Raw genomic sequence first — 15,377 nt, 5'->3', positions numbered from 1 at the left:
TCTTCCGTCACATTCCTCGTCGCGGGAAAGCCGGGGCGCCGGCCGCCCCCGCTGCCTGCCGGAGGTAGGGGTTGGTGGCGCGCTCGCGGCCGATGGTGGTCTGTCCGCCGTGGCCGGAGAGGACCACGGTGGCGTCGTCGAGGGGCAGGCACACCCGGGCCAGCGAGCGCAGGATCGCCTCGCCGTCCCCGCCCGGGAGGTCGGTTCGCCCTATGGAGCCGGCGAAGAGCAGGTCGCCCGAGAAGAGCACCGGGGGAAGGTCCTCGGCGCCGGGCGTCCGGAACGTCACCGACCCCTTGGTATGGCCGGGGGCGTGGTCGACGGTGAGGGACAGGCCGGCCAGTTCCAGCACGCTGCCGTCGGTGAGCTCGCGCACGTCGTCGGGCTCGCCGACGGTCAGCTCGCCCATCAGCTGGGTGCCCAGGGAGCGGCCGAGCGCCTTCTCCGGGTCGCTCATCATGTAGCGGTCCTCGGGGTGGATCCAGGCCGGCACGCCCTTGGCGCCGCAGACCGGGACCACGGAGGCGACGTGGTCGATGTGGCCGTGGGTGAGCAGCACCGCGACCGGCTTGAGCCGGTGCTCGCGGACCAGTTCCTCGACGCCGGCGGCGGCCTGGTGCCCCGGATCGACGATGACGCACTCCTCGCCCGGCCCCGGCGCGACCAGGTAGCAGTTGGTGCCCCAGGCTCCAGCGGGGAATCCGGCGATGAACACGCGCGTCCTTCGGTGTCGGTCTTCGGGGTCTTCGGCGTTCCTCGCCGTGGCGGCTTCGGCTGCGGCTACGAACTGTGATGTAGGGGCAGCCTACCGGCGGTGCGGGCCCGGTTGCGAACCAGATGGGCGTGACAGGTTCACTTCGAGCTGAACGGTTCACCCCGTTCTTACGGTCGCGGTCCCTACACTTGGCCGCCGATGAGTGCGATGATCCGCATCGGCGTCGCACACAGACGAAGCCCCCACATCCGCGATCAGCACATCCGTAGGAGACAGAGCCGGTGGTCAGCAGCGAACAGCGACGGCGGCAGCTCGCCCGGGATAAGTACGAGCGCCAGCAGGAGCGCCGGGTCGCCGCGGCGGCCGCGCGCAAGCGGCGCAACACGATCCTCGGCGCGTCACTCGCCGTGGTCGTGCTGGCGGGTGGCGGCACCCTCTTCGCGACCGGCGCCTTCGACTCGGACGACAAGAAGAAGGACGGCGCCACCGCGCAGGCCGCGCCGACCCCGACCGAGCCCAGCGTGCCGACCCGCAAGCCGGTCGAGGGCTGCGGAGAGCCGGCGCCGGGCACCCCGAACGGCAAGAAGTGGCAGGCCGAGCCGGCCCTGACCGTCGACACCAAGGCCACGTACAACGTGACCCTGGACACCAACTGCGGCAAGGTGACGCTGGCGCTGGACGCCGCCAAGGCGCCGCACACGGTGAACTCCTTCACCTTCCTGGCCGGCGAGCAGTACTTCGACCACACCAAGTGCCACCGGCTCACCACCGGCGGCATCTTCGTACTGCAGTGCGGCGACCCGACCGCCAGCGCCACCGCTCCGGGCGGCACCGGCGGCCCGGGCTACAAGTTCGCCGACGAGAACCTCACCGGCGCCAAGTACCCGGCCGGCACCGTGGCGATGGCCAACGCCGGCCCGGGCACCAACGGCAGCCAGTTCTTCCTGGTCTACAAGGACACCGAGCTGTCGCCGAACTACACCCCGTTCGGCACGATCACCGGCGGTCTGGACGTGCTCCAGAAGATCGCCGCCGCGGGCACCCTGGAGGGCGGCGGGGACGGCCACCCGATGGCCGACGTCACCCTCAACTCGGTGACCGCCGCGAAGGGTTGACCCGCTCCGGGGCGGTCCTGGAGCGCCGTCGCGGCGCCCCCGGACCGCCCCGGACCGAAATCGCCCGGCCCGGATGCGGACAGCACCGGGCCTGGTCGCCTATGTTGGCGTTGTATAGGGTGCCCAGACCCGCCGGCCGTCACCCTCGGCAGCAGAAGAACACGGCGGACGGGGACGGCGGACTCATCGGTCCGCCGCACATCAACTGTGGACGACGGACGCGTACCGCCCCGGCGCGGGCGCGACGTCATGTGGAGGACGCGCTATGAGCAGCGACCCGTGGGGCCGTGTCGACGAGCAGGGCACGGTCTACGTCAGGACCGCGGACGGCGAACGCGTCGTCGGCTCCTGGCAGGCCGGCTCGCCCGAGGAGGCGCTCGCCTACTTCGAGCGCAAGTACCAGGGCATCGAGGTGGAGATCGGCCTGCTGGAGAAGCGGGTGCGCACCACCGACCTGGCCGCCAAGGACGCCCAGGCCGCCCTGGAGCACCTGCGCGAGCAGGTCACCGAGGCGCACGCGGTGGGCGACCTGGCGGCACTGGCCCAGCGGCTGGACACGCTCGCCGGCCAGATCGAGAGCCGTCGCGAGGAGCGCAAGGCGGCCCGGGCCAAGGCCCAGGACGAGACCCGCACCGCCAAGGAGGCGCTGGTCGCGGAGGCCGAGCAGCTCGCCGAGTCCACCCAGTGGCGGGAGGCCGGCGACCGGCTGCGCGCCCTGGTGGACACCTGGAAGGGCCTGCCCCGGCTGGACCGCAAGAGCGACGACGAGCTGTGGCACCGCTTCTCGCACGCCCGCTCGGTCTTCTCCAAGCACCGCAAGTCGCACTTCGCGGCGCTGGACGCCGAGCGCGAGCAGGCCCGGCTCACCAAGGAGCAGCTGGTCGCCGAGGCCGAGGCGCTCTCCTCGTCGACCGAGTGGGGCGACACCGCGGCCGGCTACCGCGACCTGATGGCCCGCTGGAAGGCCGCCGGCCGCGCCCAGCGCGACGTCGAGGACGAGCTGTGGGCGCGGTTCCGCGGCGCCCAGGACGTCTTCTTCCAGGCGCGCAGCGCGGTGTTCAGCGAGCGTGACGCCGAGCAGGTCGCCAACCAGAAGCTCAAGGAGGCACTGGCGGCCGAGGCCGAGACGATCCTGCCGATCACCGACCTCAAGGCGGCCAAGGCGGCGCTGCGCGAGGTCAATGAGCGCTGGGAGGCGATCGGCCACGTGCCGCGCGACGTCCGCCCGAAGCTGGACGGCCGGCTGAACGCGGTCGAGCGGGCCATCCGCGAGGCCGAGGACGCCGAGTGGAAGCGCTCCAACCCGGAGGCCAAGGCCCGTGCGGCCGGCATGGTCGGCCTGTTCGAGGCCAAGGCGGACAAGCTCCGCTCCGACCTGGACAAGGCCCGCGCGGCCGGCAACGCCGCCAAGGCGGCCAAGCTGGAGTCCGAGCTGGCCGGCGTCCAGGAGCTGCTGGAGCAGGCGCACCGCAGCCAGGAGGAGTTCAGCGGCTGATCCGGCCGCGGACACCACGCGAAGGGCCCCCGGGGAGCGATCCCCGGGGGCCCTTCGCGTCGCACGGCCGCGTCGGGCTCGTGCGGACCGTGCGGCGCGGCTACTTGCGGGCCGAGGTGACGCGGTAGACGTCGTAGACGCCCTCGACGCCGCGGACCGCCTTGAGGACGTGGCCCAGGTGCTTGGGGTCGCCCATCTCGAAGGTGAAGCGGCTCATCGCCACCCGGTCGCGGGAGGTCTGCACCGCCGCCGACAGGATGTTGACGTGCTGGTCGGACAGCACCCGGGTGACGTCCGAGAGCAGCCGGGAGCGGTCCAGTGCCTCGACCTGGATGGCCACCAGGAAGACCGAGGACTGGGTGGCCGCCCAGTCGACCTCGATCATCCGCTCGGGCTGCTGGCTGAGCGCCTCGACGTTGACGCAGTCGGCGCGGTGCACCGAGACGCCGTTGCCGCGGGTGACGAAGCCGACGATGGCGTCGCCCGGCACCGGGGTGCAGCAGCGCGACAGCTTGACCCAGACGTCCTCGACGCCCTTGACGATCACGCCCGGGTCGCCCTTGGCCCGGCGGCGCACCGCGCGCCGGTTGTCGTGGGTCGGGGTGGCCGTCTCCGCGAGGTCCTCGGTGGCACCCTCCTCGCCGCCGAGCGCCTGCACCAGCTTCTGGACGATGCTCTGCGCGGTGACGTGGCCCTCGCCGATCGCCGCGTACAGCGAGGAGATGTCCGGGTAGCGCATCTCGTGGGCGAGGGTGACCAGCGAGTCGCCGGTGAGGATCCGCTGGATCGGCAGGCCCTGCTTGCGCATCGCGCGGGCGATGGCCTCCTTGCCCTGCTCGATCGCCTCCTCGCGGCGCTCCTTGGAGAACCAGGCACGGATCTTGTTGCGGGCGCGCGGGGACTTCACGAAGCCCAGCCAGTCCCGGGACGGCCCGGCGTTCTCCGCCTTGGAGGTGAACACCTCGACGGTGTCGCCGTTCTCCAGGGTCGACTCCAGCGGCACCAGCCGCCCGTTCACCCGGGCCCCGATGGTGCGGTAGCCGACCTCGGTGTGCACCGCGAACGCGAAGTCCACCGGGGTGGCCCCGGCCGGCAGGGCTATGACGTCGCCCTTGGGGGTGAAGACGAAGACCTCGTTGCTGGCCAGGTCGAAGCGGAGCGACTCCAGGAACTCGCTGGGGTCGGCGGTCTCCTTCTGCCAGTCCAGCAGCTGCCGCAGCCAGGCCATCTCGTTGACGGCGCCGGCCTTGTCGTCCTTGCGGGTCTGGGTGGGGGTGTCGGTGCGCACCTTGGACGCGCCGGCCACCGCGCGCTGCTTGTACTTCCAGTGCGCGGCGATGCCGTACTCGGCGCGGCGGTGCATGTCGAAGGTGCGGATCTGCAGCTCGACGGGCTTGCCCCCGGGACCGATCACCGTGGTGTGCAGCGACTGGTACATGTTGAACTTGGGCATCGCGATGTAGTCCTTGAACCGCCCCGGCACCGGGTTCCACCGCGCGTGGATGGTGCCCAGCGCCGCGTAGCAGTCGCGGACGGTGTCGACCAGGACCCGGATGCCCACCAGGTCGTAGATCTCGGCGAAGTCCCGGCCCCGGACGATCATCTTCTGGTAGACCGAGTAGTAGTGCTTCGGCCGGCCGGTGACGGAGGCGGTGATCCGGGCGCCGCGCAGGTCGCCCTGGACCTGGTCGATGACGGTCGCCAGGTACTCGTCCCGCTTGGGGGCGCGCTCGGCGACCAGCCGGACGATCTCGTCGTACATCTTGGGGTAGAGGATCGCGAAGGCGAGGTCCTCCAGCTCCCACTTGATGGTGTTCATGCCCAGCCGGTGCGCCAGCGGGGCGTAGATCTCCAGGGTCTCGCGGGCCTTCTTCTCCTGCTTCTCCCGCTTGAGGTAGCGCATCGTGCGCATGTTGTGCAGGCGGTCGGCCAGCTTGATCACCAGGACCCGGGGGTCCTTGGCCATCGCGACGACCATCTTGCGGACCGTCTCGGCCTGGGCGGCCTCGCCGAACTTGACCCGGTCCAGCTTGGTGACGCCGTCCACCAGCAGGGCCACCGAGTCGCCGAAGTCCTTGCGCAGGGTCTCCAGGCCGTAGTCGGTGTCCTCGACGGTGTCGTGCAGCAGCCCCGCCATCAGGGTCGGGGCGTCCATGCCGAGCTCGGCCAGGATGGTCGCGACCGCCAGCGGGTGGGTGATGTACGGGTCGCCGCTCTTGCGCTTCTGCCCGCGGTGCCACTTCTCGGCGACCGCGTACGCCTTCTCGATGTCGCGCAGCAGCGCCGGGTCGGCCTTGGGGTCATTGGCCCGGATGGAGCGGAAGAGCGGCTCCAGCACGGGGTTGAGCACGCTGGAGCGCTGGCCGCCGAGGCGGGCGAGGCGGGCCCGCATGCCACCGGCGGAGGCGGCCCGGCCGGCCGGGGCGGACGAGCGGGACGGGGTCGGCGCCGGGCGTGCCGGGGTGGCCCCCGAGGGCGTGGGCCGGTTCTCGGGGGCGGCCTCGGCCGCCGTGGGCACAACCTCGTCGGGCAAGGACACTCCTCAGGGCACTCGACCTGCCCCCCGCGGGCGCCGCGCGGCTCGCGCCGCGGCCCGCGCAACCGGGAGGGGATGAATCTTCATGGTACCGAGCCCGGCGTCAGGACGTTCGGTCGGCCGGGCCCGCACACGTGGCGGACACACGCCCGACACAACGGCGGGCGGCGGCCGGAGCATTCCGACCGCCGCCCGCCGTTCGATGGGCCCCAACGGGACTTCAGACCGTGACCAGCGTCTCCAGCGGAGCGCCGCCCAGGTGCGGCGCCAGCCGCGCGCGGCCGTCGAGGAAGCCCAGCTCCATCAGCACGACCACACCGGCCAGCTCGGCCCCGGCCTCCTTGACCAGGTCCAGCGAGGCACCGATGGTCCCGCCGGTGGCGAGCACGTCGTCCACCACCAGCACCCGCTCACCGGGCGCGAAGGCGTCGCACTGGACCTCCAGCGTCGCCGAGCCGTACTCCAGCTCGTAGGAGCGGCGGAACACCTCGCCGGGCAGCTTGCCCTGCTTGCGGATCGGCACGAAGCCGAGCCCGGCCGCGAAGGCCGCCGGGGCGGCCAGGACGAAACCGCGCGCCTCCAGGCCGACCACCTTGGTGGCCCCGAGCTCCGCGGCCCGGCCGGCGAGCGCCCGGGTGAGCGCGCCGAAGGCCTCGGCGTCGGCGAGCAGCGGCGCGATGTCCTTGAACAGCACGCCCGGCTTCGGGTAGTCCTGGACGTCCCGGATCCGGCTGGTGAGCAGCTCGGCCAGGGGGGTGTCGGCGGTGGTCACGAAGGGTCCTTAGGGTCGGCGGCGGTCAGCGCTTGGTCGACGGACGGCCCTTGGCACGCGTGGTGCCGGCCGGGCGCCCGCGCTGACCGACCATACCCGCCGGCAGGTCCTCGTCGGCGATCTCCTCGGCCTCGCCCGCCTCGCCGGCCTCCTTGGCCGCGGCGGCCTTGGCGTCGGCGGCGCGGCGCTGGGCGACCCGCTTGGCCAGGGCCTTCATCTCCGGCGCCTCCTCCTTGAGCTGCGCGAGCAGCGGGGTGGCGACGCAGATCGACGAGTAGGCACCGGCGGCCAGACCGATGAACAGCGCCAGCGAGATGTCGTTCAGGGTGCCGGCGCCCAGCAGGCCGCCGCCGATGAACAGCAGCGCCGCCACCGGGAGCAGCGCGACCACGGTGGTGTTGAGCGAGCGGACCAGGGTCTGGTTGAGGCCCGCGTTGGCCGCGTCGCTGTAGGTGAGCTTGTTCTGCTTGGTGATCCCCTTGGTGTTCTCCTTCACGGTGTCGAAGACGACGACCGTGTCGTAGAGGGAGTAACCGAGGATGGTCAGGAAGCCGATCACGGTACCCGGGGTGACCTCGAAGCCCACCAGGGCGTAGACGCCGATGGTGATCAGGAGGTCGTGGATGAGGGCGACCAGGGCGGCCACCGCCATCCGCCACTCGAAGGCGATCGCCAGGTAGATCGTCACCAGGATCATGAAGATGACCAGACCGGTGAGCGCCTTGTTGGAGATCTGCTCACCCCAGCTGGGGCCGATCACCTGGGCCTCGATCTCGCCGACCGGGACGCCGAGCTCCTGCGAGAGCTTGCCGGTGACCTCGGCGGAGGTGGTCTTGTCCTCCGAGGAGACCTGGATGCGGATCTTGCCGTTGTCGGTCGACTGCACCAGCGGGTGCGAGGAGACGATCTTGTCGACCGCCTCCTGGGTCTGCGACACCGTCAGGCCGGGCTTGGTCACGGTGTAGACCGAGCCGCCCTTGAACTCGATGCCCAGGTGCAGGCCCATCGCCAGGCCGATCCCGGCGACCAGGACGATCACCGCGGAGATGCTGTACCAGAGCTTGCGCCGGCCGACGAAGTCGAAGCTGACCTCGCCCTGGTAGAGCTTGTGGCCCAGATTGGAGAAGCGCGACACGGTGTCAGGCCCCCTTCACGGCGGCGGAGGACGAGGGGGAACGACGGCGGGTGCTGCGCAGCGGCGGGCGGGCGCCCAGCCGCTTCGGGTCCAGGCCGGACCACGGGTGACCCTCGTAGAAGAACTTCCGGCGGGCCAGCAGCGTGATCAGCGGCTTGGTGAACAGGAAGATGACGACGACGTCGAGCGCCGTGGTCAGGCCCAGCGTGAACGCGAAGCCCTGCACCTTGCCGACCGAGACCAGGTAGAGCACGGCGGCACAGAGGAAGGAGACGAAGTCCGACACCAGGATGGTGCGCCGGGCGCGCGGCCAGGCCCGCTGGACCGCCGGGCGCAGCGGGGCGCCCTCGCGGACCTCGTCGCGGATGCGCTCGAAGTACACGATGAAGGAGTCGGCGGTGATACCGATCGCGACGATCGCGCCGCAGACCGCCGGCAGGTTCAGCGCGAAGCCGATCCCCGCACCGAGCAGGCTCATGATCGAGTAGGTCAGCGCCGCCGAGACGAGCAGACCGGCGATCGAGATCAGGCCCAGGCCCCGGTAGTAGAGCAGCGAGTAGGCGACCACCAGGATCATGCCGATCAGACCGGCGACCAGACCGGCCTTCAGCTGGTCCCCGCCGAGCTGCGGGGAGACGGTGGTGACGTCGCTGGTGGTGAACTCCAGCGGCAGGGCGCCGAAGCTCAGCACGTTGGCGAGGCTCTGCGCCTCGGTCTGGCTGAAGTTCCCGGAGATCACGGCCGAGCCGCCGGGGATGGCGCTGCGCACGTACGGGTGGGAGACGACCTGGCCGTCCAGCACGATGGCGAACTGGTTGGTCGGGTCGGGCTGGGTGGCGAGCTGGCCGGTGACGGCGGTGAACGCGTCGGTGCCCTTGCCGTTGAACTGCAGCTGGACCTGCCAGCCGCCGCCCTGCTGGGTGTCGATGGTGGCCTGCGCCTTGGAGACGTCCGCCCCCATGACCGCGACCGGGCCCAGCGCCAGCTTGTAGTAGGCGCCGTTCTCGTCCTTCTGCGTGCAGGCGACGGTCGGCGCGCCCTCGGCGCTCTGGTAGTTCTTGTTGCGCTGCTCGGGCTTGGTGCAGTCCAGCGAGCCGAACTGGGCGGCCAGCTCCGGCGGGACGGTGCCCGAGGTCATCGCCGCGGAGAGGTCCTGCGTGGCCGCCGGGTCGGTCGCGGCGGCGCTCGGGGCGCCGGTGGCGGCGGGGGTACCGGCGGTGGTGGCCGCGGGGGTGGTCGGGTTGTCGGCCGCGAGGGCCTCACCGGCCGGGCGGCCCTGCTTGGTGGCGCTCGCGCTCGGCGTACCGGTCGCGGCGGCGCTCGGGGCACCGGTGGCGGCCGCGGTCCCGCTCGGGGTGGCGGCGGCGCTCGGGGTGCCGGTCGCGCCCGCGGACGGGGTCGCGGTCGGCGCCGGGGCCTGGATGCCGCTGGGGGCCAGGGCCAGGACCGGGCGGAAGTAGAGCTTCGCGGTGGTGCCGACCTGGTCGGCGGCGCTCTGCTTGTCACCGCCCTTGGGGATGTTCACGATGATGTTGCGGTCGCCCTGGGTCTGGACCTCCGCCTCGGAGACGCCCATACCGTTGACGCGCTGCTCGATGATCCCGGTGGCGATGTCCATGTTGGACTTGTTGATCGCCTTGGGATCGGTCGACTTCGCGCTCAGCGTGATGCTGGTACCGCCGGCGAGGTCGATACCGAGCCGGGGCTTGGTGTTGCCCGTCCCGAACATGAGGGCGACCAGTCCGACGGTGACGACCAGGATGAGGGCCAGCGCCCGCCCTGGGTAACCGTCGCGCGGGCGCGACTTGGGTGTTGCCACCTTGCTCGTTTCTCCCTGTCCATGCCACTTCCCCCCACCGACCCCCGCCCAGCACGCGGCTGGGCGGGGTAATGGCGGAACTGCGGCCCTGAGTCCTGTGGGCTCGCGGCACAACGCCGCGCAGCCGGGCGGGTGCCCGACCGTACTACTTGCTCGCGGGAGCCCCGCCCTCGGCCTCGGCCTTCGCGTCGCCCCTGTCGGCGTCGTCCTTGCTGAACGACAGCGGCTTCGCGTCGGCCGACCCGGCCTCGACCTCGACGTCCTCGTCCGAGGCGTCGACCCCCTCGTCCTCGGCCGGGCGACCGTTGATGATCGCGTCGTACTCGGCGGGCTCCAGGACCGCCGCGATCGCGCTCTTGGTGAAGTGGGTGACCACGCCCGGCGCGATCTCCAGCTCGACGGTCTCCTCGTTGATCGCCTTCACCTGCGCGTACAGGCCGCCGATGGTCCGCACGCCCGCCCCCGGCTCGAGTGCCGTCTGCATCTGGGTCATCTGCGCCTGGCGCTTCTTCTGCGCCCGGAACATGAGCACGATGGCGAGGATCGGGAGGAGGAGGATGATGAGGTTCACTGCAGCCAGGGTCCTTTACGGGCCGCCGGCCGGCGGCCTGTGTGGTATTGGTCGTCCCGTCGGGTGAGAGGGGCGGTCCGGCGGAGTCTAGGCGACCCCGAACTGATCGGACAACGCCAAGCATCGCATCCTGCCGCCGAAAGTGGCGACCCTCCGCCTGCACAGTTTCCCCGGACTTCTCCCCCGGCTTCTGCAGGCGCCCCGGGCGGCGGGCGCACATGGTCCGCACACGCTCCGCCATCACCCGTTCGGCCCTGACCGGGCGGCGCGTCGTCAGCCCTGGCCGGATCCGCCGTCCCCGTCCGGGGCGAACAGCTCCGGCTGGGGGGCCGCCGCGGCGCGTCCGGGCTGTGCCGGCGGGGTGAGCCCCAGGTGCCGCCAGGCCGCGGCGGTGGCGATCCGCCCGCGCGGAGTGCGGGCCAGCAGACCCTCGCGGACCAGGAACGGCTCGGCGACCTCCTCGACCGTCTCGGCCTCCTCCCCCACCGCGACCGCCAGGGTCGACAGCCCGACCGGGCCGCCGCCGAACAGCCGCAGCAGCGCGTCCAGCACCGCCCGGTCCAGCCGGTCCAGACCACGGGCGTCCACCTCGTAGACGTCCAGCGCCCGGCCCGCGATCGCGGGGGTGATCACGCCGTCGTGCCGCACCTGCGCGTAGTCGCGCACCCGGCGCAGCAGCCGGTTGGCGATGCGCGGCGTACCCCGGGAGCGGCCGGCGATCTCGGCGGCGCCGGCCGGGTCGATCTCCACGTCCAGCAGCGCGGCCGAGCGGTGCACCACCCGCTGCAGCTCGGCGGGCGCGTAGAACTCCATGTGCCCGGTGAAGCCGAAGCGGTCGCGCAGCGGCGGCGGCAGCAGACCGGCCCGGGTGGTCGCGCCGACCAGGGTGAACGGCGGCAGCTCCAGCGGAATGGCGGTCGCGCCGGGCCCCTTGCCGACGATCACGTCGACCCGGAAGTCCTCCATCGCCATGTAGAGCATCTCCTCGGCCGGCCGGGACATCCGGTGGATCTCGTCGAGGAACAGCACCTCCCCCTCGGCGAGCGAGGAGAGGATCGCCGCGAGGTCGCCCGCGTGCTGGATCGCCGGCCCCGAGGTGATCCGGATCGGGGCACCCAGCTCGGCCGCGATGATCATCGACAGGGTGGTCTTGCCGAGCCCGGGCGGCCCGCTGAGCAGCACGTGGTCGGGGGCCGCGCCGCGCTGGCGGGCCGCCTGGAGCACCAGCGACAGCTGCTCGCGCACGCGCTCCTGGCCGATGAACTCGTCCAGCAGCCGGGGGCGCAGCGCCGCCTCGACGGCCTGGTCCTCACCGTCGGCGGCGGCGGTCACCAGCCGGTCGGCGGGCTCGGAGTCGTACGGGCTCATCGGAGGTGGCTCCCACATCGGTGTCGGCGGCACTGTCGGCGCCGTCGGTGTCGGCGGTGTCGACAAAAGGACAGGTCGTCAGATGGCTTCAGCGAGAACGGTTGAGCCCGCGCAGCGCCAGCCGCAGCAGCGCGCCGACGTCCGGCACCGGCTGCGCCTCGGCCTGCGGGGTGACGGCGGCGACCGCCTCGTCCGCCTCGCGCGGCGCGTAGCCGAGGCCGACCAGCGCGGAGTGCAGCTGCTCGCTCCACGGCGCCGGCCCGGTGGCGACCGGCTTCTGCGCGGGGACCGCGCCGTGCGGGGCGCCCAGCTTGTCCTTGTACTCCAGCAGCAGCTTGGCGGCCTTGGCCTTGCCGATGCCGGGCACCGCCACCAGTGCCTTCTCGTCGCCGTTCGCGACCGCGAGGCGCAGCGCGTCGGGGCTGTGCACTCCGAGGATCGCCTGGGCGAGCTTGGGGCCGACGCCCGGCGCCGCCTGCAGGATCTCGAAGATCGCCCGCTCGTCGTCGTCCGCGAAGCCGAACAGGGTCAGCGAGTCCTCCCGGACCACCAGCGAGGTCGCCAGCCGGGCCGGCTCCCCCAGCCGCAGACCGGCCATGGTGTTCGGGGTGCACTGCACGGCCATGCCGACCCCGCCGACCTCGACCACCGCGACGCCGCCGGACAGCGCCGCCACGGGTCCTTGCACGAAGGCGATCATCGGGTGGTTCCTCTCGGGCCGTGCGGGGAGCTGGTACGGGCCGCCAGGATCGCGGCCTCCAGGCGGTTGGCGGCGCCGCCGCGCCAGATGTGGCAGATGGCCAGCGCCAGCGCGTCGGCGGCGTCGGCCGGTTTGGGGGGCGCGTCCAACCGCAGCAGCCGCTGCACCATGGCCGTGACCTGCGCCTTGTCGGCCCGGCCCGAGCCGGTGACGGCGGCCTTGACCTCGCTGGGGGTGTGCAGGGTGACCGGTATGCCGCGCCGGGTCGCGCAGAGCATCGCCACCGCGCTGGCCTGCGCCGTGCCCATCACGGTGCGGACGTTGTGCTGGGCGAAGACCCGCTCGACCGCCACCAGGTCGGGCCGGTGCTCGTCCAGCCAGGCCTCGATGCCCTGCTCCACCAGCAGCAGCCGGTGCCCGATCTCCGCCTCGGCGGGGGTGCGCACCACACCGACGCCGGCCATCCGCAGCGGCCGGCCCGGCGCGCCCTCGACCACGCCGACGCCGCACCTGGTCAGCCCAGGGTCGACACCCAGCACCCGTACCAAGGCTCCCCCTCCCTCATGCTCTCCTCCGACCTGCGAAGGCTACCCGTCACCACCGACAGCGCCCCGAACGACACCGGCCCGGCGGTCCTGGGGACCGCCGGGCCGGAAGGGGGCACGATCACTCGGCGTCGAGCTGCGCACCGACCTCGTCGCTGATGTCGAAGTTGGCGAAGACGTTCTGCACGTCGTCGCTGTCCTCCAGGGCGTCGATCAGCTTCAGGATCTTGCGGGCGCCGTCGACGTCCAGCTCGACCTGCATGCTCGGCAGGAAGTTGGCCTCGGCCGAGTCGTAGTCGACGCCGGCGTCCACCAGGGCGGTGCGGACGGCGACCATCCGGGAGGCCTCGGAGACGATCTCGAAGGAGTCGCCGAGGTCGTTGATCTCCTCGGGCTCCTGGTCCAGGACGACCTCGAAGAGCTTGTCCTCGTCCACGCCGTCCGCCTTGGGGACGATCACGACGCCCTTGCGGGTGAACAGGTAGGAGACCGAGCCCGGGTCGGCCATCGAGCCGCCGTTGCGGGTCATCGCCACGCGCACGTCGGAGGCGGCGCGGTTGCGGTTGTCGGTGAGGCACTCGATGAGCACCGCGACGCCGTTCGGGCCGTAGCCCTCGTACATGATGGTCTGGTAGTCGGCTCCGCCGGCCTCCAGACCGCCACCGCGCTTGACGGCGCGGTTGATGTTGTCGATCGGGACCGAGCTCTTCTTCGCCTTCTGGATGGCGTCGTAGAGCGTCGGGTTGCCGGCCGGGTCGGGGCCGCCGGTGCGCGCCGCCACCTCGATGTTCTTGATCATCTTGGCGAAGAGCTTGCCGCGCTTGGCGTCGATCACGGCCTTCTTGTGCTTGGTGGTAGCCCACTTAGAGTGGCCGGACATCGCCAGCTCCTTTACGTCGCCAAAGGGAAATGAACAGATGAGATCTTACCGGTGCGGCCGCCGCCCGACCGCACACGGTCACCTACGCGCGGTCACGCGGCGGCGAGGTGCTCCTCGACCATGCGCACGAAGTAGGCGTGCACCCGGTGGTCGCCGGTGAGCTCCGGGTGGAACGAGGTGGCCAGCAGGTTGCCCTGGCGCACGGCCACGATCCGGCTCTCCGGGCCGTCGGCGGCCGGCAGCTCGGCCAGCACCTCGACGGCCGCGCCGACCGACTCCACCCAGGGGGCGCGGATGAACACGCCGTGCACCGGGGCGTCGTCCAGGCCGCGGAAGGCGATGCCGGACTCGAAGGACTCGTTCTGGCGGCCGAAGGCGTTGCGGCGCACCGTCATGTCGATGCCGCCGACCGTCTCCTGGTCCTCGCGCCCGTCCAGGATCTTGTCGGCCAGCATGATCATGCCGGCGCAGGTCCCGTACACCGGCATGCCGGCGGCGACCCGCTCGCGCAGCGGGTCCATCACGCCGAACAGCAGGGCCAGCTTGGACATCGTGGTGGACTCCCCGCCGGGGATCACCAGCGCGTCGACCTCGGCCAGCTCCTCCGCACGACGGACCGGACGCGCCAGCGCGTCGGCCTCGGCCAGGGCGATCAGGTGCTCGCGGACATCACCCTGGAGGGCGAGGACGCCGATGACTGGAGTGGACACTTCTCGTACCTCTTGACTCTCGAACTCGACGACGCACGGCGGCCCGCCGCGCCGATGATCTCACCGCGCGGCGGGCCGTCCACAGCGCATTACCAGCCGCGGTTGGCGTACCGCTCGCTCTCGGGCAGGGTGTCGCAGTTGATGCCGACCATGGCCTCGCCCAGGTTGCGGGAGGCGTCGGCGATGATCTTCGGGTCGTCGAAGAAGGTGGTGGCCTTGACGATCGCGGCGGCGCGCTTGGCCGGGTCGCCCGACTTGAAGATGCCCGAACCGACGAAGACGCCCTCGGCACCCAGCTGGCGCATCAGCGCGGCGTCGGCCGGGGTGGCCACGCCACCGGCGGAGAACAGGACGACCGGCAGCTTGCCGAGCTCGGCGACCTCCTTGACCAGCTCGTACGGGGCGCGCAGCTCCTTGGCGGCGGCGAACAGCTCGTTGTGGTCCAGGGCGCGCAGGTGGCCGATCTCGTTCTTGATCTGGCGCAGGTGGCGGACCGCCTCGACGACGTTGCCGGTACCGGCCTCGCCCTTGGAGCGGATCATGGCCGCACCCTCGGCGATGCGGCGCAGCGCCTCGCCCAGGTTGGTGGCACCGCAGACGAAGGGGGTGGTGAAGGCCCACTTGTCGGAGTGGTTGACCTCGTCGGCCGGGGTCAGCACCTCGGACTCGTCGATGTAGTCGACACCCAGCGACTGCAGGACCTGGGCCTCGACGAAGTGGCCGATCCGGGACTTCGCCATGACCGGGATCGAGACCGCGCCGATGATCTCCTCGATCATGTTCGGGTCCGACATGCGCGCCACGCCGCCGTCCTTGCGGATGTCGGCCGGCACCCGCTCCAGGGCCATGACGGCCACAGCGCCGGCGTCCTCGGCGATCTTGGCCTGCTCGGCGTTGACCACGTCCATGATCACACCGCCCTTGAGCTGCTCGGCCATGCCGCGCTTGACCCGGGCGGTACCGATCTGCGGCTGGTCTGCGGTGGTGGGGGTGGTGGACACGTGAGACCTCACTCG

14 protein-coding genes are annotated in these 15,377 nt (G+C 71.8%); 2 read left to right on the top strand and 12 right to left on the bottom strand.

Going from position 1 to position 15,377, the window contains the following annotated elements:
* Positions 1-7 precede the first annotated feature (7 nt).
* The gene (locus ACFVVU_RS34305; RefSeq protein ID WP_380683392.1) at positions 8-715 is read right to left on the bottom strand and encodes an MBL fold metallo-hydrolase; all 708 of its coding nucleotides are present in this window, start codon (positions 713-715) and stop codon (positions 8-10) included.
* A gap of 281 nt (positions 716-996) precedes the next feature.
* Here ACFVVU_RS34305 and ACFVVU_RS34300 point away from each other — a divergent pair, with 281 nt between their 5' ends.
* A complete protein-coding gene (locus ACFVVU_RS34300; protein WP_387793894.1) occupies positions 997-1,830 on the top strand; it encodes a peptidylprolyl isomerase in 834 nt (277 codons plus the stop codon).
* A 265-nt stretch (positions 1,831-2,095) separates the two neighbouring features.
* Entirely contained in the window at positions 2,096-3,325 is a 1,230-nt protein-coding gene (locus ACFVVU_RS34295; RefSeq protein ID WP_380683394.1) for a DUF349 domain-containing protein, read from the top strand.
* 100 nt (positions 3,326-3,425) lie between these two features.
* On the opposite strand, the gene ACFVVU_RS34290 is transcribed toward ACFVVU_RS34295, so the two are convergent.
* From ACFVVU_RS34290 to pdxS, 11 genes are all read right to left on the bottom strand, one after another.
* Positions 3,426-5,843, bottom strand: coding sequence for a RelA/SpoT family protein (locus ACFVVU_RS34290; RefSeq protein WP_380689936.1), 2,418 nt, complete (start codon positions 5,841-5,843; stop codon positions 3,426-3,428).
* A 238-nt stretch (positions 5,844-6,081) separates the two neighbouring features.
* On the bottom strand, positions 6,082-6,633 hold the full coding sequence (locus ACFVVU_RS34285; protein WP_380687477.1) for an adenine phosphoribosyltransferase: 552 nt from the start codon (positions 6,631-6,633) through the stop codon (positions 6,082-6,084).
* Positions 6,634-6,658: 25 nt separating this feature from the next.
* Positions 6,659-7,768, bottom strand: coding sequence for a protein translocase subunit SecF (gene secF, locus ACFVVU_RS34280; RefSeq protein WP_380687479.1), 1,110 nt, complete (start codon positions 7,766-7,768; stop codon positions 6,659-6,661).
* 4 nt (positions 7,769-7,772) lie between these two features.
* Complete coding sequence (gene secD / locus ACFVVU_RS34275; protein WP_380687481.1) at positions 7,773-9,587, bottom strand: protein translocase subunit SecD; 1,815 nt, start codon at positions 9,585-9,587, stop codon at positions 7,773-7,775.
* 145 nt (positions 9,588-9,732) lie between these two features.
* The gene (gene yajC / locus ACFVVU_RS34270) at positions 9,733-10,158 is read right to left on the bottom strand and encodes a preprotein translocase subunit YajC (protein ID WP_380687483.1); all 426 of its coding nucleotides are present in this window, start codon (positions 10,156-10,158) and stop codon (positions 9,733-9,735) included.
* 273 nt (positions 10,159-10,431) lie between these two features.
* On the bottom strand, positions 10,432-11,526 hold the full coding sequence (ruvB, locus tag ACFVVU_RS34265; protein ID WP_380687485.1) for a Holliday junction branch migration DNA helicase RuvB: 1,095 nt from the start codon (positions 11,524-11,526) through the stop codon (positions 10,432-10,434).
* Between the two features lie 88 nt (positions 11,527-11,614).
* Positions 11,615-12,226, bottom strand: a complete 612-nt coding sequence (gene ruvA / locus ACFVVU_RS34260; protein ID WP_355374438.1) for a Holliday junction branch migration protein RuvA — start codon at positions 12,224-12,226, stop codon at positions 11,615-11,617.
* On the bottom strand, positions 12,223-12,774 hold the full coding sequence (ruvC, locus tag ACFVVU_RS34255; RefSeq protein WP_380687487.1) for a crossover junction endodeoxyribonuclease RuvC: 552 nt from the start codon (positions 12,772-12,774) through the stop codon (positions 12,223-12,225). The genes ruvA and ruvC overlap by 4 nt, the downstream gene beginning before the upstream one ends.
* Positions 12,775-12,892: 118 nt before the next feature.
* Positions 12,893-13,651 carry a YebC/PmpR family DNA-binding transcriptional regulator gene (locus ACFVVU_RS34250; RefSeq protein ID WP_355374443.1) on the bottom strand — a complete coding sequence of 253 codons (759 nt, stop codon included), beginning with the start codon at positions 13,649-13,651 and terminating at the stop codon, positions 12,893-12,895.
* Between the two features lie 92 nt (positions 13,652-13,743).
* Entirely contained in the window at positions 13,744-14,361 is a 618-nt protein-coding gene (gene pdxT / locus ACFVVU_RS34245) for a pyridoxal 5'-phosphate synthase glutaminase subunit PdxT (protein WP_380690270.1), read from the bottom strand.
* A gap of 89 nt (positions 14,362-14,450) precedes the next feature.
* Positions 14,451-15,362, bottom strand: coding sequence for a pyridoxal 5'-phosphate synthase lyase subunit PdxS (gene pdxS, locus ACFVVU_RS34240; RefSeq protein WP_350545123.1), 912 nt, complete (start codon positions 15,360-15,362; stop codon positions 14,451-14,453).
* Positions 15,363-15,377 lie beyond the last annotated feature (15 nt).

It is taken from the genome of Kitasatospora sp. NPDC057965 (genome assembly GCF_042887135.1).
Lineage (GTDB): Bacteria > Actinomycetota > Actinomycetes > Streptomycetales > Streptomycetaceae > Kitasatospora.
Note: the sequence above shows the minus strand (reverse complement) of the source record. Positions and strands in the feature narration are given on the sequence as shown.